Source organism: Hyphomicrobiaceae bacterium (genome assembly GCA_041397645.1).
GTDB lineage: Bacteria > Pseudomonadota > Alphaproteobacteria > Rhizobiales > Hyphomicrobiaceae > Hyphomicrobium_B.
Genome location: JAWKWE010000008.1, coordinates 32,726 through 52,735, shown reverse-complemented (window position 1 = coordinate 52,735; position 20,010 = coordinate 32,726). Strand labels below are relative to the sequence as shown.

General features: G+C 58.5%; 16 protein-coding genes. 3 read left to right on the top strand and 13 right to left on the bottom strand.

What is annotated here, in order from left to right; genetic code table 11:
- Positions 1-102: 102 nt before the first annotated feature.
- The gene (locus tag R3D51_18985; protein MEZ5901570.1) at positions 103-2,040 is read right to left on the bottom strand and encodes an AMP-binding protein; all 1,938 of its coding nucleotides are present in this window, start codon (positions 2,038-2,040) and stop codon (positions 103-105) included.
- A 162-nt stretch (positions 2,041-2,202) separates the two neighbouring features.
- Here R3D51_18985 and istA point away from each other — a divergent pair, with 162 nt between their 5' ends.
- Together istA and istB are read left to right on the top strand one after the other, a co-directional pair.
- The gene (gene istA / locus R3D51_18980; GenBank protein ID MEZ5901569.1) at positions 2,203-3,456 is read left to right on the top strand and encodes an IS21 family transposase; all 1,254 of its coding nucleotides are present in this window, start codon (positions 2,203-2,205) and stop codon (positions 3,454-3,456) included.
- Positions 3,456-4,313 (top strand): IS21-like element helper ATPase IstB, encoded by an 858-nt coding sequence (gene istB, locus R3D51_18975; protein MEZ5901568.1) that lies wholly within the window; start codon positions 3,456-3,458, stop codon positions 4,311-4,313. The genes istA and istB overlap by 1 nt, the downstream gene beginning before the upstream one ends.
- Positions 4,314-4,429: 116 nt before the next feature.
- Here the strand turns inward: istB and R3D51_18970 are convergent, their stop codons facing one another.
- Entirely contained in the window at positions 4,430-5,191 is a 762-nt protein-coding gene (locus tag R3D51_18970) for a glucose 1-dehydrogenase (GenBank protein ID MEZ5901567.1), read from the bottom strand.
- Between the two features lie 141 nt (positions 5,192-5,332).
- Here R3D51_18970 and R3D51_18965 point away from each other — a divergent pair, with 141 nt between their 5' ends.
- Positions 5,333-6,670 carry a TetR family transcriptional regulator gene (locus R3D51_18965; GenBank protein ID MEZ5901566.1) on the top strand — a complete coding sequence of 446 codons (1,338 nt, stop codon included), beginning with the start codon at positions 5,333-5,335 and terminating at the stop codon, positions 6,668-6,670.
- On the opposite strand, the gene R3D51_18960 is transcribed toward R3D51_18965, so the two are convergent.
- From R3D51_18960 to R3D51_18910, 11 genes are all read right to left on the bottom strand, one after another.
- The gene (locus R3D51_18960; protein MEZ5901565.1) at positions 6,667-7,863 is read right to left on the bottom strand and encodes a hypothetical protein; all 1,197 of its coding nucleotides are present in this window, start codon (positions 7,861-7,863) and stop codon (positions 6,667-6,669) included. The two genes, R3D51_18965 and R3D51_18960, sit on opposite strands and share 4 nt — an antisense overlap.
- A gap of 24 nt (positions 7,864-7,887) precedes the next feature.
- Positions 7,888-8,697 carry an enoyl-CoA hydratase/isomerase family protein gene (locus tag R3D51_18955; protein ID MEZ5901564.1) on the bottom strand — a complete coding sequence of 270 codons (810 nt, stop codon included), beginning with the start codon at positions 8,695-8,697 and terminating at the stop codon, positions 7,888-7,890.
- A 35-nt stretch (positions 8,698-8,732) separates the two neighbouring features.
- Entirely contained in the window at positions 8,733-9,887 is a 1,155-nt protein-coding gene (locus tag R3D51_18950; GenBank protein ID MEZ5901563.1) for an acyl-CoA dehydrogenase family protein, read from the bottom strand.
- Positions 9,884-10,954 carry an acyl-CoA dehydrogenase family protein gene (locus R3D51_18945; GenBank protein MEZ5901562.1) on the bottom strand — a complete coding sequence of 357 codons (1,071 nt, stop codon included), beginning with the start codon at positions 10,952-10,954 and terminating at the stop codon, positions 9,884-9,886. Before R3D51_18945 ends, R3D51_18950 begins: the two co-directional genes overlap by 4 nt.
- A 35-nt stretch (positions 10,955-10,989) precedes the next feature.
- On the bottom strand, positions 10,990-11,439 hold the full coding sequence (locus R3D51_18940) for a MaoC/PaaZ C-terminal domain-containing protein (GenBank protein ID MEZ5901561.1): 450 nt from the start codon (positions 11,437-11,439) through the stop codon (positions 10,990-10,992).
- Positions 11,436-12,167 (bottom strand): transglutaminase family protein, encoded by a 732-nt coding sequence (locus tag R3D51_18935; protein ID MEZ5901560.1) that lies wholly within the window; start codon positions 12,165-12,167, stop codon positions 11,436-11,438. The genes R3D51_18940 and R3D51_18935 overlap by 4 nt, the downstream gene beginning before the upstream one ends.
- Positions 12,168-13,301: 1,134 nt before the next feature.
- Positions 13,302-14,927, bottom strand: coding sequence for a long-chain fatty acid--CoA ligase (locus tag R3D51_18930; protein MEZ5901559.1), 1,626 nt, complete (start codon positions 14,925-14,927; stop codon positions 13,302-13,304).
- Between the two features lie 66 nt (positions 14,928-14,993).
- Positions 14,994-15,875, bottom strand: a complete 882-nt coding sequence (locus tag R3D51_18925) for an SDR family oxidoreductase (protein MEZ5901558.1) — start codon at positions 15,873-15,875, stop codon at positions 14,994-14,996.
- A gap of 25 nt (positions 15,876-15,900) precedes the next feature.
- Entirely contained in the window at positions 15,901-17,070 is a 1,170-nt protein-coding gene (locus R3D51_18920; GenBank protein ID MEZ5901557.1) for an acyl-CoA dehydrogenase family protein, read from the bottom strand.
- The gene (locus R3D51_18915; protein MEZ5901556.1) at positions 17,067-18,812 is read right to left on the bottom strand and encodes an AMP-binding protein; all 1,746 of its coding nucleotides are present in this window, start codon (positions 18,810-18,812) and stop codon (positions 17,067-17,069) included. The genes R3D51_18920 and R3D51_18915 overlap by 4 nt, the downstream gene beginning before the upstream one ends.
- A 27-nt stretch (positions 18,813-18,839) precedes the next feature.
- The gene (locus tag R3D51_18910; GenBank protein ID MEZ5901555.1) at positions 18,840-20,009 is read right to left on the bottom strand and encodes an acyl-CoA dehydrogenase family protein; all 1,170 of its coding nucleotides are present in this window, start codon (positions 20,007-20,009) and stop codon (positions 18,840-18,842) included.
- Position 20,010 lies beyond the last annotated feature (1 nt).

Sequence of the window (20,010 nt, the reverse complement as noted above, 5' to 3'; positions counted from 1 at the left end):
TGGGACACCGCGCCTCAAAGGATGGACTATGACAAGGCGGGCAGAACCCTCGGCGGGGCCGGGCGACGAATTGCACGGCTTTCGTTTCCCTTGAGACGGTTGTCAGCGGCCTTTGTTTCTCAATGCAGCGATCGGAGCAATGGCTTCAGGATTCTGTAGGGGTGACAGGTCGCCCGGGTTCTCGCCCAGAAACGCTGCGCGGACGACGCGGCGCATGGTTTTCATGCTCCGAGTCTTCGGCAGTGCTTCGACAAAATGGATTTCGCGCGGGCGAAAGGGTTGAGAGACCGCGGCGGCTACATTGTCCTTCAGTTGCTCCACCAAGATGTCGTCTCTTTTCACGGCAGCGGAGGGCACGCAGACGCACACTACGGCGAAGCCTTTCAGATCATCCGGCGCTGCGATTGCCGCAGCGTCGATCACCTTACCAGTGGCAGTGAGTGCGGCCTCGATCTCAGTCGGGCCGATACGTTTGCCGGCGATATTGAGCGTGTCGTCCGAACGGCCGAGAATAAACCATGTTCCGTCGGAATCCCGACGCGCCCAGTCGCCATGCCGCCAAATGCCGGGATAATCCGACCAGTAGGTCTCGAGATATCGCGAGTGATCCTGCCAAATCGTGGGCGTCAGGCCTAGCGGCGGCTTGGTGACCACCAGCTCGCCCACCTCGCCATTCCTTGCCTCGGACCCGTCCGGTCGTAGCACTTTCGCCCCAACGCCCAATGCCTCGGTCGAAAAACCGCAGGGCTGCAGCGTGTGCAGCACCGTCGACGTCAGAATTGCGCCAAAGAGCTCAGTACCGCCGGAGATGTTGAGTGGCACCGCCCTGCGGCGACAGATGTGTTCGAGATGCCAAAGCCAGGCGTCGTCGGTCCAAGGCTCGCCGGTGGAAGCGACGATGCGGAGCGCAGAGAGATTGTACCGCGCCAGCAGTCCGGGATCGCTTCTCATGAACTGTCGCACCAATGTGGGCGCGACGCCAAGATGTGTAACGCCGTGTTCGCTTGCCAGTCGCAGCAGGCGGAACGGGTCGTCCGGCGTGGAGGGCGCACCTTCGGCCAGAACCACTGTCGCACCCGCCAGAAGCGTCGAGACCAAGGTTAGCGGGCCCATAACCCAGCCCATATCGGTCATCCACAGGTGCCGGTCCTCGAGCTTCAAGTCGAGGCACAACAAGAAATTGGTCGTTGCTGCCGCCTGCACACCCAAATGCGTGTGCACCACCCCCTTTGGCCGGCCGGTTGTCCCAGACGTGTAGGCAATCATCATCGGCGCGTCCGATGCAACCGGAACAGGTGCAAAATCCGCCTTTGCGGCCCCGACTGTGGCAGCCCAGTCTAGATCCCGCCGTGGGTCGGCGGCGCTGCCGCTGAAGCGGCGCAGGCTGATCACCGTGTGCACGCTGGACACGTCGGCCAGAGCCTCAACCAGCACGGATTCCATGGGAACAGGCCTGCCGCGACGCCTGCTCGCATCGGCCGTCAAAACCGCTTTGGCCGCGCAGTCGTTCAAGCGTGCCGCCACGGCCGGCGCCGGGTATCCGGAGAACAGGGGAACGGCGATAGCGCCGAGCCTCGCAACGCCCAGGAGGGCCGCTTCGATCTCGGGCACCATCGGCATGTAGATGCCAACCGCATCACCCGCGCCGACGCCGCGAGCGGCCAGGGCGCTGGCAACCCGGGCGCTTTCGCGGGCGAGATCGCGATAAGTCCAGACGCGCCGTTCCCCGTCTTCGCCGATCCAGTCGATGGCGGCTTTTTGCCCAAGGCCGGCCTCGATGCGCCCGTCAAGGCAGGTCTCAGTGAGGTTGAGAGTGCCGTCTACGGCCCAACGAATATCCTCGGGTCCACCACTCACATCGCGCAACTTTTGGTACGGGCGCGAAAAGCGTATATCCGCAAGACCGATAACTCTTGACCAGAACCAGTCGGGGTCGGCGTCCGCCCGCTCGACTAGACTTTCGTAATCTTTCAGACCCCAGCGCGTCAGAAACGCTCTTAGGCTGCTGTCATCCTGGATATCCTTTGCCGGCGTAAACATACAAATTTCATCCGATATGGCGTGTCGGTGTCGCGCGCCATGGAAAACTGCCCCCTCGGCGTCATGAGGAATTGCCCCCTCCTTGGATAGCCGAGGAGAGAGTGAATGAAAGAGGAACGAATCACGGAAGGCTCGTCGTGGATTGATCCACGGGGGCAGGTGATGAAGACGCCGGATGACGTGGCGGAGATGTTGCGCCTGAGGGCGTGCGGGTGGGGTCTGAAGCGGATTGCGCGGCAGCTGGGCTGCAGCCATCACACGGTGAAGGACTACGTGGCGGCGGGCGGGGTGAAGCCGTTCAAGTCACCTGAGCGCCCGAAGCGGCTCGATGGCCTTGAAGGTTGGTTGCGCGAGCGGTTCATCCGGCACCGCGGCAATGCAGATGTGGTGCGCCAGGACCTGTTGGCCGAGAAAGGCGTGGCAGTCAGCCGGCGGACGCTGCAACGCGCCGTGCAGCCATATCGCCAGGCGCTGAAGGCCGAAGCGCTGGCAACGACGCGGTTCGAGACGCCACCGGGCCGACAGCTGCAGATCGACTTCGGCGAGCGCCTGGTCGAGATCGGCGTGGTGAAGGTCAAAACATTCGTGTTCGTGGCGACGCTCGGGCATTCGCGACGGCTGCATGTGCGTGCGTTCCGAGCTGAGAAGCAGGAGCACTGGTTTGCGGGGCTCGAGAGCGCGTTTACGACCTTCGGCGGCGTGCCGGAGGAGGTGCTGATGGACAATCCACGCGCGCTGGTGGTGCGCCACGACGCGGTGAGCCGGTCGGTCCAGTTTAACGACAAGCTCATCGCGTTCGCAAAGCATTGGGGCTTCCGTCCTCGCGCCTGTGCGCCGTATCGGGCGCGCACGAAGGGCAAGACGGAGAATGGCGTCGGCTACGTGAAGAAGAATGCGATCGCGGGGCATTCCTTCGCGAGCTGGGAGGCATTCGAGGCGCATCTCGCCGAGTGGGAGCGTGAGGTGGCGAACCTGCGTATCCACGGCACGACCGGCGAGGCGCCGATCGCTCGCTTTGCGCGTGACGAGGCACACCGGTTGAAGCCGCTCGGCGGGCAGCCGTCGTTCGGATCGTTGCGCGAACTGACCCGTGTCGTTGGCAACGATTGCGCGGTCGAGATCGATACAAACAGCTACTCGGTGCCTTGGCGGCTGATCGGGGAGCGCGTGGCAGTGACGGTTGCGGCCGGCGAGGTGCGCGTCCGCCACGGCATGCGCGAGGTTGCGGTCCACAAGCAATCGGAGGGTCGCCGGCTGCGGATCGTCGATTCCGCCCACCTCGACGGGGTTGCCGGTCGCAATGGCGCGGTCTGCCGACCGGCGATCGCGACACCGACAGTGCCGGGGTCATCTCCGCTGCCCTCGTTGTTGCGTCCTCTTGCCGAATACGAAGCAGTGATCGGAGGGAGCTTCTGATGGCGCGCGCAAAGAAGGCTACCGAAGCACCAATCGATCGGCTCGACGCCATGCTGGTGCGATTGCAGCTCTCCGGCATCCGCGACCAGCTCGACAACCTGCTCGACGAGGCGGCGCGCGCGAACCTGTCGGCACGTGAGACGCTGATCCTGCTGTGCGAGCGCGAGATCGTGCGCAAGGATCATCGCCGCATCGAGATGGCGCTGAAACTCGCACACTTCCCGGCCGTGAAGGAGCTTGCCGGCTTCGACTTCGAGGCGCAGCCGTCGATCGATCCGAAGCAGATCCGCGACCTGGCCGCGTCACGTTGGATCGCCAACGGCGAGAACGTGCTGCTGCTCGGCCCGCCGGGCGTCGGTAAGACGCATTTATCGATCGCGCTCGGGCGAGAGGCGATCCTGACCGGTTACACGGTGCAGTTCACCACGGCGACGACGCTGGTCGCTGGCCTCGCCAAGGCGCATGGCGAGCGGCGCCTGGACGAGAAACTGCTCGCGCTGGCGAAACCAAAGCTGCTTATCGTCGACGAACTCGGCTACCTGCCGCTGGAGCCCGACGCGGCGCATCTGTTCTTCCAGCTGGTCAGCCGCCGCTACGAAACCGGCGCCATGCTGATCACATCGAACCGCAGCGTTGCCGAATGGGGCGCCGTGTTCGCCGATCCGGTGGTCGCCACCGCGATCCTCGACCGGCTCCTGCACCACAGCCACGTGCTGACCATCCGCGGCGACAGCTACCGGCTCCGCGCCAAGCGAAAGAGCGGCCTCATCAAGCCGCCCGCCGCTGACGGCCCTCCGGTCGGCTCCGCCTCCCTCCGTCCCGTCAGCGGCGGAGCCGACCTTCAACCGACATCATGAACCCAAGGGTGGGGGCAGTTCTTCATGACGCAAAGGGGGCAGTTCCGGATGGCGTTTGACAGTCGGCGCAGTCCGGCTACATAAATCCGTTAGTTGGTTGGGCAGCGCCTTGCGCGTTATCCATGCATCGTCAGGCCGCCAGAAACCGAAATCACCTGGCCCGTGATAAAACCAGCGTCATCGGAAGCAAGAAAGCAGATGATTCCGGGATAGTCGGTCGGTTGTGCAAGCCTTCGCATTGGAATGGAACGCTTGAGACCTTCTGCGATTTTCTCGCCTCCTTCGCCCTTTGAGAATTCCGCGAACAACGGGGTGTCGGTCGGCCCCGGAGCCACCGCGTTGAGCTGTATTCCCTTGCGCGCCAACTCCCGTGCCACTGTCTTGGTAAAAGCAATGATGCCGCCCTTGCACGCCGAATAGACAGCTTCGCCTGAGGAGCCTACGCGGCCCGCGTCGGAACTGATATTAACTACGCGACCACCACCGTTTTTAACCATGCCAGGAAGTACCGCGTGATGCAGATTCAGCGGACCGTAAAGATTGATGTCAATAACCTTCTTCCAAAGGGCCGCGTCGCTTTCCAGAAAAGCGCGAGGAACGTCCCAGCCCGCATTGTTGACCAGAACGTTGATGGGGCCGCCCTTCTCCACCTCAGCCACAGCCGCATCGACTGCCGCACGATCGGTTATATCAACTGCGTGAGCAGTGGCCTTACCGCCTGCCTCCTTTATGATCTTCACCGTTTCGGCCGCTCCGGCCGCATTAACGTCGAAAACGGCGACCTCGCTGCCTTCTTCAGCAAATCGCTTGCATACCTCGCGCCCGATCCCACTGCCACCACCGGTTACGATTGTCCGCTTCCCTTTTAGCCCACGCATGGTTATCACCCTCCCTTCCGCGGATACGCTCCAGTCGATTCCGCGATAAATTCTAACGAATGTTCGATTATCGCACTTGTGCTTTCAATGTCCAGACGCAAATTAAACGATATGGATAGGCGTTCTACAAAGCCCAACGCGGTGGATACAGCTGCCGTCAAGTCCGACCAGACGCGGGCTCTCATCCTGAGCGCCACCGCCAAACTTTTCCGTGATGAAGGTTATAGCGCCACGACGCTTCGCAAAATTGCAGCTGCGGCAAACATGGAAGCGGGCAGCTTATATTACCACTTTGCGTCGAAGGACGCGATCCTTGACGAGATTCTCCAGCTGGGCGTTCAGGATGTTCTTAACGCTGTCCAAGAGGTGCGGGACCGCTGCAGGTCGTCCGGCATAGATTTCCGCCAGACGTTTGCGTCAATGATCACTACGCACCTAACTCATGTTCTGCGGGAAGGCAGCTTCACCTCGGCCAATATTAGGAACTACTCAAGGCTTCCTCGATCTAGGAGGTCGCCACATCGGAAGCTGCGCCAGACCTATACATCCATATGGGACGAGTTTCTGGAACAAGCGCAAAAGGCTGGAGACATTCGGATCGACATCAAAGTCGTGCCGCTGCGACAGTTCGTGCTGGGAGCAATGAATTGGACCGTGGAATGGTATGACGCAACTCGCTACCCGGTCAGCATGCTGTCTGAGCGCATGTCTAAACTACTTCTGGAGGGCATGTCCAAGGCACGCGGCATCCCACTGACACGACCAGATCCTACGGAATTGGAAACCCTAGAAGTAATTACTGCCGAGGACGGCAAAGCATCCCGAACGCGCGCCCAAGTGCTCTCGGCCGCGGCGCGAATCTTTCGCGACAGGGGATACAAAGCGGCAACCATGCGAGATATCGCACAAGAAGCCGGCATGGAAGCAGGCAGCATCTATTATCATTTTAGGTCAAAGAATGAGATACTCGACGAGGTGCTGGACATTGGATTGCGAGCGTTGTTGCGCGGCGTCTCGGCGACTCTTTCGCAGGAAAGCCATTTTCCTGATCATCGCAGCAGAATAGCTGCCGCGATCCGTACCCATATGGAATACCTCTTTCGCTTGAGCGAATTTACGTCCGCGAATATCCGCATTTACGGACAACTACCGGAGCAGGTGCGAGCACGTCATCAGCCAATTCGACACAAATACGCGAACCTTTGGGATGATTGCTTACGCAAAGCACAGGAATCCGGTGAGCTGCGGTCCGATATCAAGGTTGTGCCCTTGCGGCAGGCCATGTTAGGAGCGCTGAATTGGACTGTTGAATGGTTCAATCCCGAAAAGGATCAACGCGATGGATATTATTCCCTGCCCGAACTGATTGTGATGTTGCAGAGTCTGCTGTTGGATGGTCTTCAATACGTTCGTCGCAATCCGCGCTCCATGGGCAGACGAGCGAGACGGCATGTGTCGCACGCTGGCCCCTCCGCCTAGACGTCTTTTTTGTTTACAATCAGCGGCGCGTTTTCCTCCAGGAGATCGACAAAATCCACGCCATCAGCCCGAATTCGGGAACTGGTCGCGAATCCTTCCATGGCACGCGTTTGGGCCAGCGCATGATCAGCGCCGGGCTCCGCGACGAGTAAGAGACGCACGGTGTCGCGGCCGTTCTCGCGTGTCACCACCGCTTGAGCGGCACGCACGCCGGGGGTCGCAATAACCACTTCTTCAACAGCGCGGGGGTAGACGAAAATCTCGCGAACTTTGACAGCTGCGCCGACACGCCCCTGCAAGGCCGAAAGACGCGTTACGCGACCATCTCCATCGCTCTCAAGAGCGAAGCCGCTATCGCCGGTGCCCAAGCGGATCATCGGCCAGTTGGCGTCGCGCGCGGTCACCACAACTTCTCCGGTCTCGCCGGCGGCCAACGGCTCTCCACTGATGGGATCGCAGATCTGTACCACGTGGTTGGGATGCACAGAATACCCTTCGCCGTCATCCTCGTAAGCCACAAGACCGAGGTCGGCTGTAGCATAGGCGGCCCAAGTCTTGACGCCGTAATCTGCCTCGATACGACGCCGCTTGGCCATCCAATCGCCCATCTCGCCGCCGAGGAAGGCCGACTTCACCTTCCAGGCGCTGCGCCCATACGCCTCGATGACTTTATCCGCCAGAGCAAGGAAAAAGGCCGTGCTGGCGCAGATCGCGGTCACGCCGGTTTCCACAATGATCTGCGCTTGCAGTTCGCGGTTTCCAGTACCGCTGGGAATGACAGTCGCGCCGACAGCACGCGCAGCTTCGTCAAACAAAAGACCTGCCGGAACCAGATGATAAGACCATGTGTTCAGGATAAGATCGCCTCCCGTGATCCCCGCAGCCTTGAAAAGCTCCTTGAGGCCGTGTCCGCCACCTCCCGCCAAAGACGGCTCGAAGATCGGTCCAGGCGACACATAGATCCGCGACAGGCTTTTTGGATCTGCTGCGAGAAACCCTCCAAAGGGCGGATTGTCCCTTTGGAGCGCTAGGAGCTGTTCCTTTTTCAGAACCGGCAGGCGAGACAGATCATTCAATGATCTGATGCTTGCAGGATCGAAACCAGCCGCATCGAAGCGCGCCTTTAGGCCGGGCGCATTGCGTGCCGCCTGACCGTAGGCTACGGCAATCTCGCGGTAAATCGCGTCGGGCATGTAACGATCCCCTTTCCGCACGACCTAAATGGGACAGTCCTTGCGAAAATTGGGAGCACGCTTTTCCCGATGCGATAGCACCCCTTCCTTGACGTCAGGGCCCATGAAACCCAGCATCTCGAATGCGGTAGAAGCGTCGAAAGTCGGGCCAGCCTGGCGCAGCCAATTGTTCAGCGAATATTTCGTCCAGCGGATCGCGCTTTGCGCACCGTTTGCCAATTCAACTGCGGTATCAAGAGCAACTTGCTGCAGTTGATCATCGTCGACACACATGGACACCAAGCCAATGCGCTCAGCCTCTTCACCGGAAATTGCCTTGCACGTCAGAAGATAATACTTCGCCTTGGCCATACCGCAGAGGAGCGGCCATATGATCGCAGCCACATCACCTGCGGCAACCCCGAGACGCGGGTGCCCGTCAACAATTTTAGCTCGCTTACCAGCGATCGAGACGTCGGCGAGAATTCCGACAACTAGCCCAGCACCCGCGGCCGGTCCATTGATCGCAGAGATGATTGGCTTATTGCAATTGATGATGTTGTAGACGAGATCCTTGGCTTCCTTCCAGGTCCGCATCATTTCATCGAAATTGCCAGCTATTCGCTCGATCAGGCTGAAATCGCCACCCGCCGAAAACGCTTTGCCGGCTCCTGTTACGAGAACCGCGTTGATGTTGGGGTCACGGTCGATATCGATCCACATGTCGGTCATCTGCGTGTGCGTTTCCGCGTCCACAGAGTTGAAGGTTTCGGGGCGATCGAACGTGATCCGGAGAACGCGATCCGCCGGAAAGTCGAATTTCAGTTTGTTGTATTTGGCATAGCGGTCAGACATGGTGTGCTTTCCTCCGTAAATATGGAACTGCCTCTTCAGCCAGGCAAGCCAAGAACGGCTTTCGACAAGATGTTGCGCTGGATCTCATTCGTTCCGCCATAGATCGTTGCGGGTCGCGCCTTATAGAAGTTTGCCAATACGTCGACACCGACATTGCCGATCTGCAACGGACCGGTCATGCCGCCGTCGGGTCCCGCGGCTTCGATCATGAGCTCGGTAATTTCTTGGAAAGTCTCAGTGACCCAGATTTTCAGCATTGACACGTCGGGACCTAACGTCTCGCCACGCTTGAGTTGGTCGGCGAAGCGGGTATAAAGTGCCGCGTGATCCTCAACATCCAGAGCGACTTTGGCAAAGCGATCGCGGAACACCGGGTCGTTGAACATGCAGCGTCCTTGCGCAATCGTCCGAAGCTGAACAAGCGCGTTTTGCGCCAAGTTAGGCGCTCCAATAAAGATTCTCTCAAAGCCAAGCAACGTCTTGGCCATCGTCCATCCCTTGTTCAGTTCGCCAACCAGGTTTTCGCGGGGCGCGCGGGCATTGTCGAAGAATACTTCGCAGAACTCGTCTTCACCCGCGAGCGTTGTGATCACGCGGACTTCGATGCCCGGCTGGTTCATATCGGCGAGCACGAAGCTGATGCCTTCCTGTTTTTTCGCGGCATTAGGATCGGTGCGCACCAGCATGAAGATGTGGGTGGCGTCATGAGCCATGGTGGTCCAGATCTTCTGCCCGTTGATCACGAAATGGTCGCCATTAATCACGGCGTTTGTGCGCAGACTGGCGAGGTCGGAGCCTGAGCCCGGTTCGGAGTAGCCCTGACACCAAATGTGCTCGCAGGTAAGGATACGCGGCAGCCAGTGATCTTTCTGCGCCTGGGTTCCAAACTTGATGATAAGGGGCCCGACCATCTGCACTCCCATGTCGCGGCCCCGCGTCACGCCCCAGCGCTGTTGCTCTTCGTAAAAGATTAGGAGCTTCGAAGCTTCCAGGCCCATTCCGCCATATTCGACCGGCCAAGCCGGTGCGACCATTCCGTTGGCGTAGAGCTTCTCGTGCCACTTGCGGATCTCGGCGAACTTCGCCCGATGTGACAGATGGCGCAGCCCCTCGGGATATTCGGTCTGGAAGAAGGTGCGAACGTGGCGGCAGAACGCTTCATCGCTCAGTGTATTCCAGTCAATCATCATCCTGCCTCATTTACATCGAGCGCGTCCATCCAACGAGCCCGGTGGTGGGCGGCGTCCCCGAGCCAAGCCGAAAGCACAAGCGCACGGTTCAGAAACAGGCCGATGTCGAACTCGTCGGTATAGCCGACTGCACCGTGAAGTTGGATCGACTCCCGGGTAATCTTCTTGGCCGTGCTGCAGGCGCGGGCTTTGGCGCGGCTCGCCTCACGCATGCGCGCGCCCTGATCGGCGCTCACATCCATCCGTGCCAGCGCCTCAGTCACCCCCGCCTCGGCCACCTGCTGAGCGACATACAAGTCTACGGCGCGATGCTGGATCACCTGGAACGACCCAATCGGTTTGCCGAACTGCTCGCGCGTCTTCACATAATCGAGGGTCAGTTCGAGTGCTTTTGCGCTGACGCCGACCAACTCGGCGGCGGCGAGCGCCGTGGCGTCGGCGACGACGCTGGACAATGCTTCCGAGACCACCGAGCCTTCGGCCAGCACTTTACCTGGGGCGTCGACAAAGCCGATGTCACAGCAATGGCTTCCGTCGGACTGTCGTCGCAGCTCCGAGTAGATTCCCTTGCCATCAGCGTCGAGGGCAACGAGAACGGGCTGCGAATCATTTTGCGCCACCACGAGCAATTGATCCGCGCCGACCGCCCCGGCAATCCAGGCCTTCGAGCCGTTCAGCAGCTTGCCGTCGAATCGGCACGCCATTTGGTCAGGGTAACCTCGAAGACCACGTTCCTGCCAAGCGAGGGCCCAGGTGATTTCACCGCCAATCGCTGCAGCGAGCATCGCATCGCCAGGACATACCCGTTGAATCATTCCGATCGCAAGGGCGATGGCTGACACCACCGGTTCGGGCGCGAGGGCGCGACCGACTTCTTCCGCGATGACACCGGCCGCGCTAAGGCCCATGCCAAGCCCGCCGACCGCTTCTGGAGCGGCGACACCGAGCACGCCAGCATGGGCCAATTCGTTCATCACCTGTCGGTCCCAGCCCTTGTTGCGAGCGTTACGGGCGCGCGCGATGCCGCCCGCGCGCTCCAAAAGTGTGCGCACGCTTCCGCGCAGCATTCGCAGATCGTCCTGTGAATGCGCCCTCACATTACTCATGACACCAGTACTGTCTTTCGTTTGACCATTGCACCGGTATCGACGGTCAGCACGGGCTCTCCTGCCATGTTGCGCGCTTCGACACGGTAGCTGATGACACCGCGATCGGGCTTGGTTCGGGAGGGCCGAATTGCCAGCATCTTCAACGTGATATCAAGCGGTTCATCTGGCCGCACAGGCGCGTTCCAAGATAGCCTCTCGAAGCCCAAACCACCGATGTTTGCGACCCCCGTCATGAAGTCCCGCATAATCGGCCTGAATACGAGCAGGAGTGTCTGGAACCCCGATGCGATCAGACCGCCATGGATTTGCCTGGCATAGTCTTCATCCGTGTGCAGCCGCTGCGGATCCCATTCCCTGGCAAACGAAATTATCTCGTCCTTGCTTAAGGGCGGCGTGCGGAACGCAAAGATTTGTTCGACCTTGAAATCCTCCAGGTACTTCACGTCCGATGTCCTTCCTCCGTCGGAGTGAAACCATCGTCAAAGTTTTTCGCGTTCCGCCCCGCGATCCGGCAACGGTTGAATTCCTCCAGCTTCGGATAGGTTGCCTTAAACGCCGCCAGGAATTCGTCAATTGGCGCGTCCACATACAAGCCCCGGTCATGAACATATTCCATGTGCCTCTGATTCTTTTCGTCGAACTCGTGAAACAGAGCGTCAGACGTCCCGTCGAAGAGAAGAGGCTTTACTCCGAAGCGCTTGCATAGCTCCATGTTGAAGGCCGGCGTAACCTTGTAGGGCCTCCCGTCGAGCCACAGCTGCACGTATCCGTGGTAAATGAAGAGATCCGTTTGCATCAGCTCGGTTAGCTTTGGCGTATTCAAATGGTTACGAACGTCGGCGAAGCCCAATGCAGCGGGAATGCCAACAGCACGTAGGCAGGCGGTCAGCAAGATCGCCTTGGGCACACAAAAAGCAGACTCCGCCCCTGCCACCACACTAGCGCGATAAGCATCGGGGCTCAGTTCAAACGTGTAGGGATCATACCGGATCCCATCGCGCACCGCTTCGAACAGTCGGATTGCCTTTTCGGTATCGGAAGCGCTGGAACTCAGGTTGCGCAAAGCAGACTTTACGAAAGCCCTCACCTCTGCGCTGTCGCTATCGATAAAGTTTGACGGGGAAGTGAAGCACGCCGGATCCGCCGGCGGCCGATGATCCGCGCTAGACATTTCCATCTCTCGAGCCAACTTTTTCTAACATACGTTAGATTTATCCATCATGCGCAAGCCTGTCAACAGCGCAACGGGATCTTGATTTCTGCTTAATGGGATAGAAATTCGAACGGCCTCGGCCAGCCCCGCAATCCTCCCGTGGAATTTATTTGCAGCGTCCCACTGGGGGTTCCGGCCTTATTGAAAATGCAGCCCCCCAGAGGCATGTTTCTCGATCAAAGGTATGTGCGCGAAGCCGGGCTACCGTCCTGCTAGATCGGCATGCGCGATGCATGAGCGGTCGGGAGATTGATAAGGTGCGAGAACTCCAGGCCGCCAACAGCGTCTTCAAGTGATCAGCATGCTCGTTCGCAACCAAGAACAACAAGCTGCAGCTTAAGATAGAACGGTCCAAATCGGCACGAGCGGTTCGACGTTGACCATGACCACTTCGCATTTGCTTTGGCCGACGGCTGCACCAGCCGTGATCAGTTCGAATGAATTGCGCTTGACGGATTGTTCGAACTACCCGCTCGACCGTCCAAGCGGAACGGCCCATCCCTTTGCATTCAATATCCGCTGCCAGCAGATGATGTCCGATTTCTCCGGATGCGCGGGCGCAACATCTTGTCGCAATATCCGTCGGCAATGAAGCCCTGAGAAAGTCCCATAACTCGTCGAATTTCGTCAAAATCCAGATTCGGCTGTGACTCCGCCGCAATGTGCTGCAATGGCAGTGAGCACAACCACACTTCGGCGTACAACCTCGCGGCCGGTAACGGCGCCGGCGGCGTGCCGGTCATTCAGGGTGTTTCGGGTATCGGCCTGAGCGGCAACGCCTACGAGTAGCGTCGACCGTACGGCGGCGGAGAGAGCCGAGACCAGCAAAGGGTTGCGATGATCGCCGAACGACTAGCCGGCAGCCTCTTTTCTTCAGAAAGGCAATGCCTCCCTACGCGTGCAGATGGGGCGCCTCATCGGCTTTTCCGGCGACAAACCGAGCAAAGCCTGACAGGCAAAAGCTAAGTGAGGCGGCCTCGGAAAAGCAAGCATCGCCATGCGCTCGAGGTCTGCCGCTGTGGCAACAATTTTCTCCGCGGAGGGCAATCGAACGATCATACGCTTCGGTGCAGCGGTTCAGATTTACTGGAGCTAGGTTTCTGGCATTAGGCGGCTCTCAAATTTCTCGCGTAGTGAAGTCTTCCGAATTTTCCCAGTCGCGGTCATCGGCATCTCGTCAATGAACACGACATCATCCGGCATCCACCAACTTGCGATTCTCGGCCTTAGATAGTCGAGCAAGCCCTCCTTTGTCGGCGAAGAACCTGGCACGGGAACAATGATCAGCAGGGGCCGCTCCTCCCATTTTGGATGGTGCACGCCGATGACAGCGGCCTGACGGACTTCGGGATGCCCGCACACCATGTTCTCGATATCGATCGACGAAATCCACTCTCCTCCAGATTTTATGACGTCTTTTGTGCGATCCAGAATCTGAAGGAAACCGTACTCGTCCAGCGCAGCTACGTCGCCCGTGGGAAACCAGCCATCCTTGTCCAATATTGGCGGATCCTCCTGCTTGAAATACGCCTTCGCCGTCCAAGGACCACGCACCCACAATGCACCCTGCCGGCTTCGTTCTGAAGAAGCGGTCAAGCTTTCATCGCCTACCAGCTTTACCTCCATTCCAAACAACACGCGCCCGGCCTTTAACATGATTTCTCTTCGCGCCGCTTCCGGCAGGACCGACACAGCCGGCGTTTCTGTGCAAAGCGCGCCAACGGGGCTCGTCTCCGTCATTCCCCAGAGCTGCATGATCTTGCAGCCGTATTGGGTTCGCATGCGGTCGAGCATCGCCGCGGGCACGGAGGAGCCGCCAATCACAGCACGCTTCAGACTATCAATACGCTTTCCGCTGCGATCTAGATACTCCATCAGCATCGTGACCATTGTCGGTACGCCCGTGGTGAAACTCACCCTTTCCGATTCAATAAGAGACTGCATGATCTCACCATCAATTTTTGGCCCAACGAGAACCAAAGCCGCACCGCATAGCGGAGCAATATAGGGAAGGCCACCGGCGTTGACGTGAAACATCGGCGTCAACGGCATCGCGACGTCATGGACTGAAATCCCATACGCGTTGGTGTGGGCGGCATTCATGGCGTGCAGCACGGTCGAACGATGGGAGTATAGAACGCCTTTCGGGTTCCCAGTCGTGCCGGACGTATAGCAAAGTGACGATGCGGTCCTCTCGTCGAAGCTCGGCCAGGCAATCGCTGCAGGATGCGGCTCAATAAAGTCGTCGTAGCTTTCCAGCTCCAAATTCTCGACAGCAGACCTGTCAACATCTCCAAGAACGAAGATTCGCTCCAGCCTCGGGAGTTGTTCTCTCAACCGAAGCAAAATGGGAATCAATTCCGGATCCACGAAAAGCATCCGGTCTTCGGCGTGATTGATGATGTATATAAGCTGCTCATCATACAGGCGCGGATTGACAGTGTGCAAAATCGCGCCGATGCCAGATACTCCATAGTAGAGTTCAAGGTGGCACGTGGAATTGGTGGCAAGCGTGGCGACGCGATCGCCAGTCTTGATTCCATACGCTCGCAACGCATTGGCGAGCTTTTTTGCGCGCCCCGCGACCGTCGAATAATTCGAATGGCTGATCGATCCCGATGCTGTCCGCCATATGACCTCCCGCAGCGGATGATAAGTCTCGGCATATGTGATGATATCGCTTATCAGAAGCGGTTTGTCTTGCATGAGACCCAGCATAGTCACTCCTTATGCAGGCATTCCCCCTTCAATGGTCACGCGCCGCGACGCCACCCTGTGGCATGGTTATTCCTTAGGCTCACGCGGCTCCAGATATGCCGGAGCACGTTCTAACGGAAAGCCGCGGAACGGCCTTGACTTCTTGTGGTCCGGCATGGGCCAGATACTCTTGCCGTTCGGCTGAGCGCCATCGATACGCAAACAGCTGCCGCTGATGAAAGCAGCTGCCGGCGAAAGCAGAAAGACAATCGCCGCGGAGCACTCGGCCTCCGTTCCAAGTCGCTTTGCCGGGATATGCCGCCAGTACTCCTGCAGCCGAGCCTTCATTGGCTCCGAATAGGTATCCAGCCCTGACGACGCGATTGCACCAGGCGCGACAGCGTTGACCCGCACGCCAGCGGCGGCCCATTCCACGGCAGCAGTCATCGTGAAATTCAGCATTCCCGCCCGCGCGGCTCCGGAATGTCCCATTCCGGGCATCGACCACCACATGTCCGCGATCATATTGACGATGGAGCCGCCGTTTGCCTCCATCCACTGTGTGAAGCACTCCCGCGCCATCAAGAAGCCGCCGGTCAGGTTGTTGGCAATGACGGCGTCCCAACCCTTCCGAGTTATATCCCTCAATGGTGAGGGAAACTGCCCGCCCGCATTGTTCACGAGACCATCGATCTGGCCGTGTTGGATCAGAATTGCCGCAATCGTTCTTTTTGACGCTTCCTCGTCGCGGATATCGCAGACATGAGTGGTCGGGGCTATGGCTCCGGTCGATTCGATCTCTGCGGCCACGGCTATCAACCGATCAGGATCACGACCTACCAAGGCGACGTGCGCTCCCAAGGAGGCGAGTTCGTGCGCGGTACAACGGCCGATCCCGCTGCCGCCGCCGGTTATCACGAAGTGATGGTCAGCAAAAAGGCCCGGACGGAATACGGATCCATACTTCACTTTGCTTCTCCGAATCTTCGTCTGGCTAGAGACGAAGGCGCATTCTGTTTGCTAGGTTATTTCGTTGAATGGCCGACGACCCGCCAGCGATCGGAAGAATAAGGATGTCCCGCACGTACCGCTGCATATCCAAATCAAGGTCGCATCCATATGCGCCGAAGATCAGTTGGCAGTTAAGAACGACCTGTTTTGCCCGCTCGCAGATGAACAGCTTCGCCATGGAGCTCTCGATTCCGCAAGGGCGTCCGGCCTGCGCCAGACCTGCCGCGCTGTACAGCATCAATCGGCACGCGTGCAGGTCCGTTCTGGCATCGGCAAGCATATGCCGGATGTTTTGATAGTTGCTGATGGGCTTTCCGAATTGCTTGCGCGTCTCAGCATATTCCCAGGCGTCGTCGACAGCCGCCTCGGCGATTCCCAGAGCGATCGCGCCAACTTCGAGCTTCTCGACATCGAGGCCAGGTCCAGCGATGTACGACCAGCCCTTGTTCCAGCCCGGCTCTCCACCCACGATGTCCTGGGCCGACACCTCGACGTCGTCTAAGATGATTTCGGTGGTCCAGGCGCCGCTTCGTAGCCCGAGCATGTCCAGCTTGCGGATCTCGACTCCCTTCGCGGTTCTCGGGATCAGCAGGATTGAAAGATTTTTGTATCTTGGCAAGGTCTCGTCGGACCGGACTAGGGTATAGATGTAGTCTGCGATATTGGCCCCGGTGATATACCGCTTTGTTCCATTGACCTTGATCACGTCACCAGTGCGCCTGGCAGTGGTCTTGACGCTGGCTACGTCACCACCAACATCCGGTTCAGTTACACCGAACGCGAGCATCAATTCGCCGGTAGCGCATTTTGGAAGCAATGTGCGCTTCTGGTCTTCACTCCCGCACTCGAGGATGTTCATGCCGCCATAGCAGGCAGCGAGTACGTAAGGTATCGACATCGCGATGCTGCGTCGCGACAATTCCTCGATTACGACCATCGTGGCCGGAATGTTTCGTCCAGCCCCGCCATATTCCTCCGGAATCGTTAGGCCGAACACTCCAAGCGCTGCAAGTTCGCGAAACACCTCGACGGGAAAGATCGATTCTGCATCCCATCGCGCTGCTTCAGGCCTCAACATGCGGTCATTTACAAAACGGCGCAGGGTGCCACGCAGCAGCGACAGCTCCTCCGCCTCATCAAACGCCGGCCTCATCCCTTGCTCCCTGCTGACGACAATCCATTGGCGCGTTGTTCGAGGAACATCCTCTTGAGTTTGAATTTTTCGATCTTGTTCGTCGGCGTGCGCGGAATGTCATCAACAATACGGATATATTTCGGTTGCATGAATTTCGGCATCGCCGTCTTGATCCATTCTCGTAGACCTTTCTCCAGGTCGGGAACGTCCTTTGAGGGGACAACGAAAACAACCACGTCGTCCTCATCGCCTTCTAGCGCAGGAACGGGAAATGCAGCGCAAATGCTGATCGACGGATTCTGGTTGAAGATATCCTCTATCTGGAAAGAGGAGATATTCTCGCCGCGCACCCGGATTCGATCCGCCATCCGGTCGATGTAGGTGAAGATGCCGCTAGGCTCCTTGCGTGCCACATCGCCGGTATGGAACCAGAAATTCCGCATCGATTTGAGGGAGTCCTCGGGACGCCTGTGATAGCCGGAAAACAGTAAACCCGGTACTTTGGGCCGGATCGCCAATTGGCCGGCCACGCCCGGTTTGCATTCTCGATCATGTTCATCGAGAATCGTCGCGTCCACGAACATGGTTTCGCGTCCCATGAAACCCTTCCAAGAGGCTTCGGATGCCGAAACCACGGTTGCATCATACGCCTCCATAACGCGCCGGATCCCCTCTCGGCCCATGCCTCGCCGGATCGATGACGGTGTTCCAGTCTCCTCATCGGTCTCAAGGATATAAGCGACCAATGAATTTCCGCTTTCGGTTTGGCCAAACCCGGTGGCGACGACATCAAATCCAAACCGCCGGGCGATTTCATTGTGATTGAGCGGCAGCGGCTGAAGATTTACCTTGTTCAAGGTGTTGTTGCGATCCCGAATGCTTGCTGGCGCTTTCATCAATCTGGGAATCATGACATCGAGCAAGATCGCACAGCTTGCAGAACTTGTTTCGATGCGATCCCAGAAGTCGCTCACACTGAAGCGGTCCCAGCACGCCACCTCACAGCCCACCCATGCGGCACGTGCAACATTACAGATTGCGCCTCCGATGTGATAAAGTGGTAGATCATTGTAGATCACATCATCGGGCGTGAGCAGCTTCCGCAAGAAGAACGTCATCTGGTTGATCCAGCGATGAGTCTGAAGCACGCCCTTTGAAGGTCCAGTTGTTCCTGACGTATAGATGATATTCGCGATATCATCGAAATCGAGGTCGATTGGAGGAGCCTGCGAGGGTTCCAGATATGCGGACCAGCTTTCCAGAACCGGCACCTCGGCGGACGCATGATTGGGAATGGACCGTAGCTGTCCGGGACAATCGATCACAATTCGCTTGATATCTGCGAGGCCGCGACCAAGCCGCAAGACCTCATCAATCGCAGGCTTTGCTTCGTCATCCGCAATAAGCAGAGATGGCTCAAGGTCCAGAATGAGCGAATGAAGGAGCGCGCCCGTGTAATTGAAATTGATCGGACAGAATACCGCGCCTGCCTTCCAGATCGCAAACATCGACAAAACAGAGAGCTTTTGATTCCGGGCCAAGATCGCAACACGATCGCCTTTCCTGATGCCCCTCGCCGCGAAATTTCCAGCAACGCAATCCGTCACTTCGTCGAACTGCCGGAAGCTCAGACCGGTGCGGTCTTCCCCATAAAAGAAGAATCGGCGGTCGGGTGTTTCGGCGGCCCACTTCCTCAAGCGCGCAACAACGCTCTCGCCTTCCTCCGTCAGTTTTCTGAGTAGCTCCGCTTGATTGGTCATTGCTGCCACCTTCTCTCGGAGTACGTCCTATTGCGACTCTTGGTAAAGCTCGCGACCGATGAGCCAGCGACGAATCTCGGCCGTTCCACCGCCGATCGTGTGCAATCTCGCATCACGAAGCAATCGTCCTGCCGGGCAGCTGTTGATGTAACCGTTGCCGCCGAAGCTTTGCAGCGCCTGATCCGCGACCCAGATGCCGTTCTCGGCACATACCAGATAGGCGGTTGCGGCATCCTTGCGGTTCGCCGTACTGCCAGGAATCCCGTCATCGAGTGCCCGCGCAACCGTGTAGAGATAGGACCTCGACGTCGATAACCGCGTGTACATGTCGGCCAATTTTCCTTGCATCAGCTGAAAGCTGCCGATCGGCTCGCCAAACTGCTTTCGTTGACGGACATACGGAAGCGTTACGTCCATCGACGCCTGCATAATGCCGAGCGGGATCGCAGCGCCCACGGTCCGCTCGTAGTCGAGGCCACTCATCAAGACCCGGACACCACCACCGACCTTTCCCAGCACATTCTCTGCGGGAACGACGCAGTCCTGGAAAACCAGCTCCCCGGTGGGAGAACCTCGATTGCCAAGCTTATCCAGCGTCTGCGCAACGCTGAAGCCACTTGCCGACCTTTCGACGACAAAGGCGGTGATACCGCGCTTCCCCGCCTTCCGGTCAGTCTTGGCATAGACCACCAGGAGGTCAGCGACGGGCCCATTAGTGATCCACATCTTGGTGCCATTCAGCACGTAGCCGTCACCTCGGCGGGTAGCCTCGAGGCGCATGCTGACAACGTCAGATCCTGCCTCGGGCTCCGACATCGCCAGCCCTCCTACCCACTCTCCCGAAATAAGTTTCGGCAGATATTTCTCCTTCTGTGCCGTGGTCCCATTCAGGGAAATCTGATTGATGCAAAGGTTCGAGTGAGCAAGATAGCTCACGCCCAACGCACCCGACCCGCGCGAGATCTCTTCGGTAACAACGACATGCGCGAGATATCCCAGACCGAGCCCGCCAAATTCCATGGGCGCCGTGATGCCGAACAATCCAAGTTTTCCCATTTGGGGCCAGAGTTCTCGAGGGAACCTGTCGGAGCGATCCATTTCCTCCACGCGGGGTGCGATCTCACCATCGGAGAACCCTCTGGCAGTCGAGCGCAGTTCCTCCACCAAGTCGCTCTGCGAATAGCTCAGCAAGTTCATG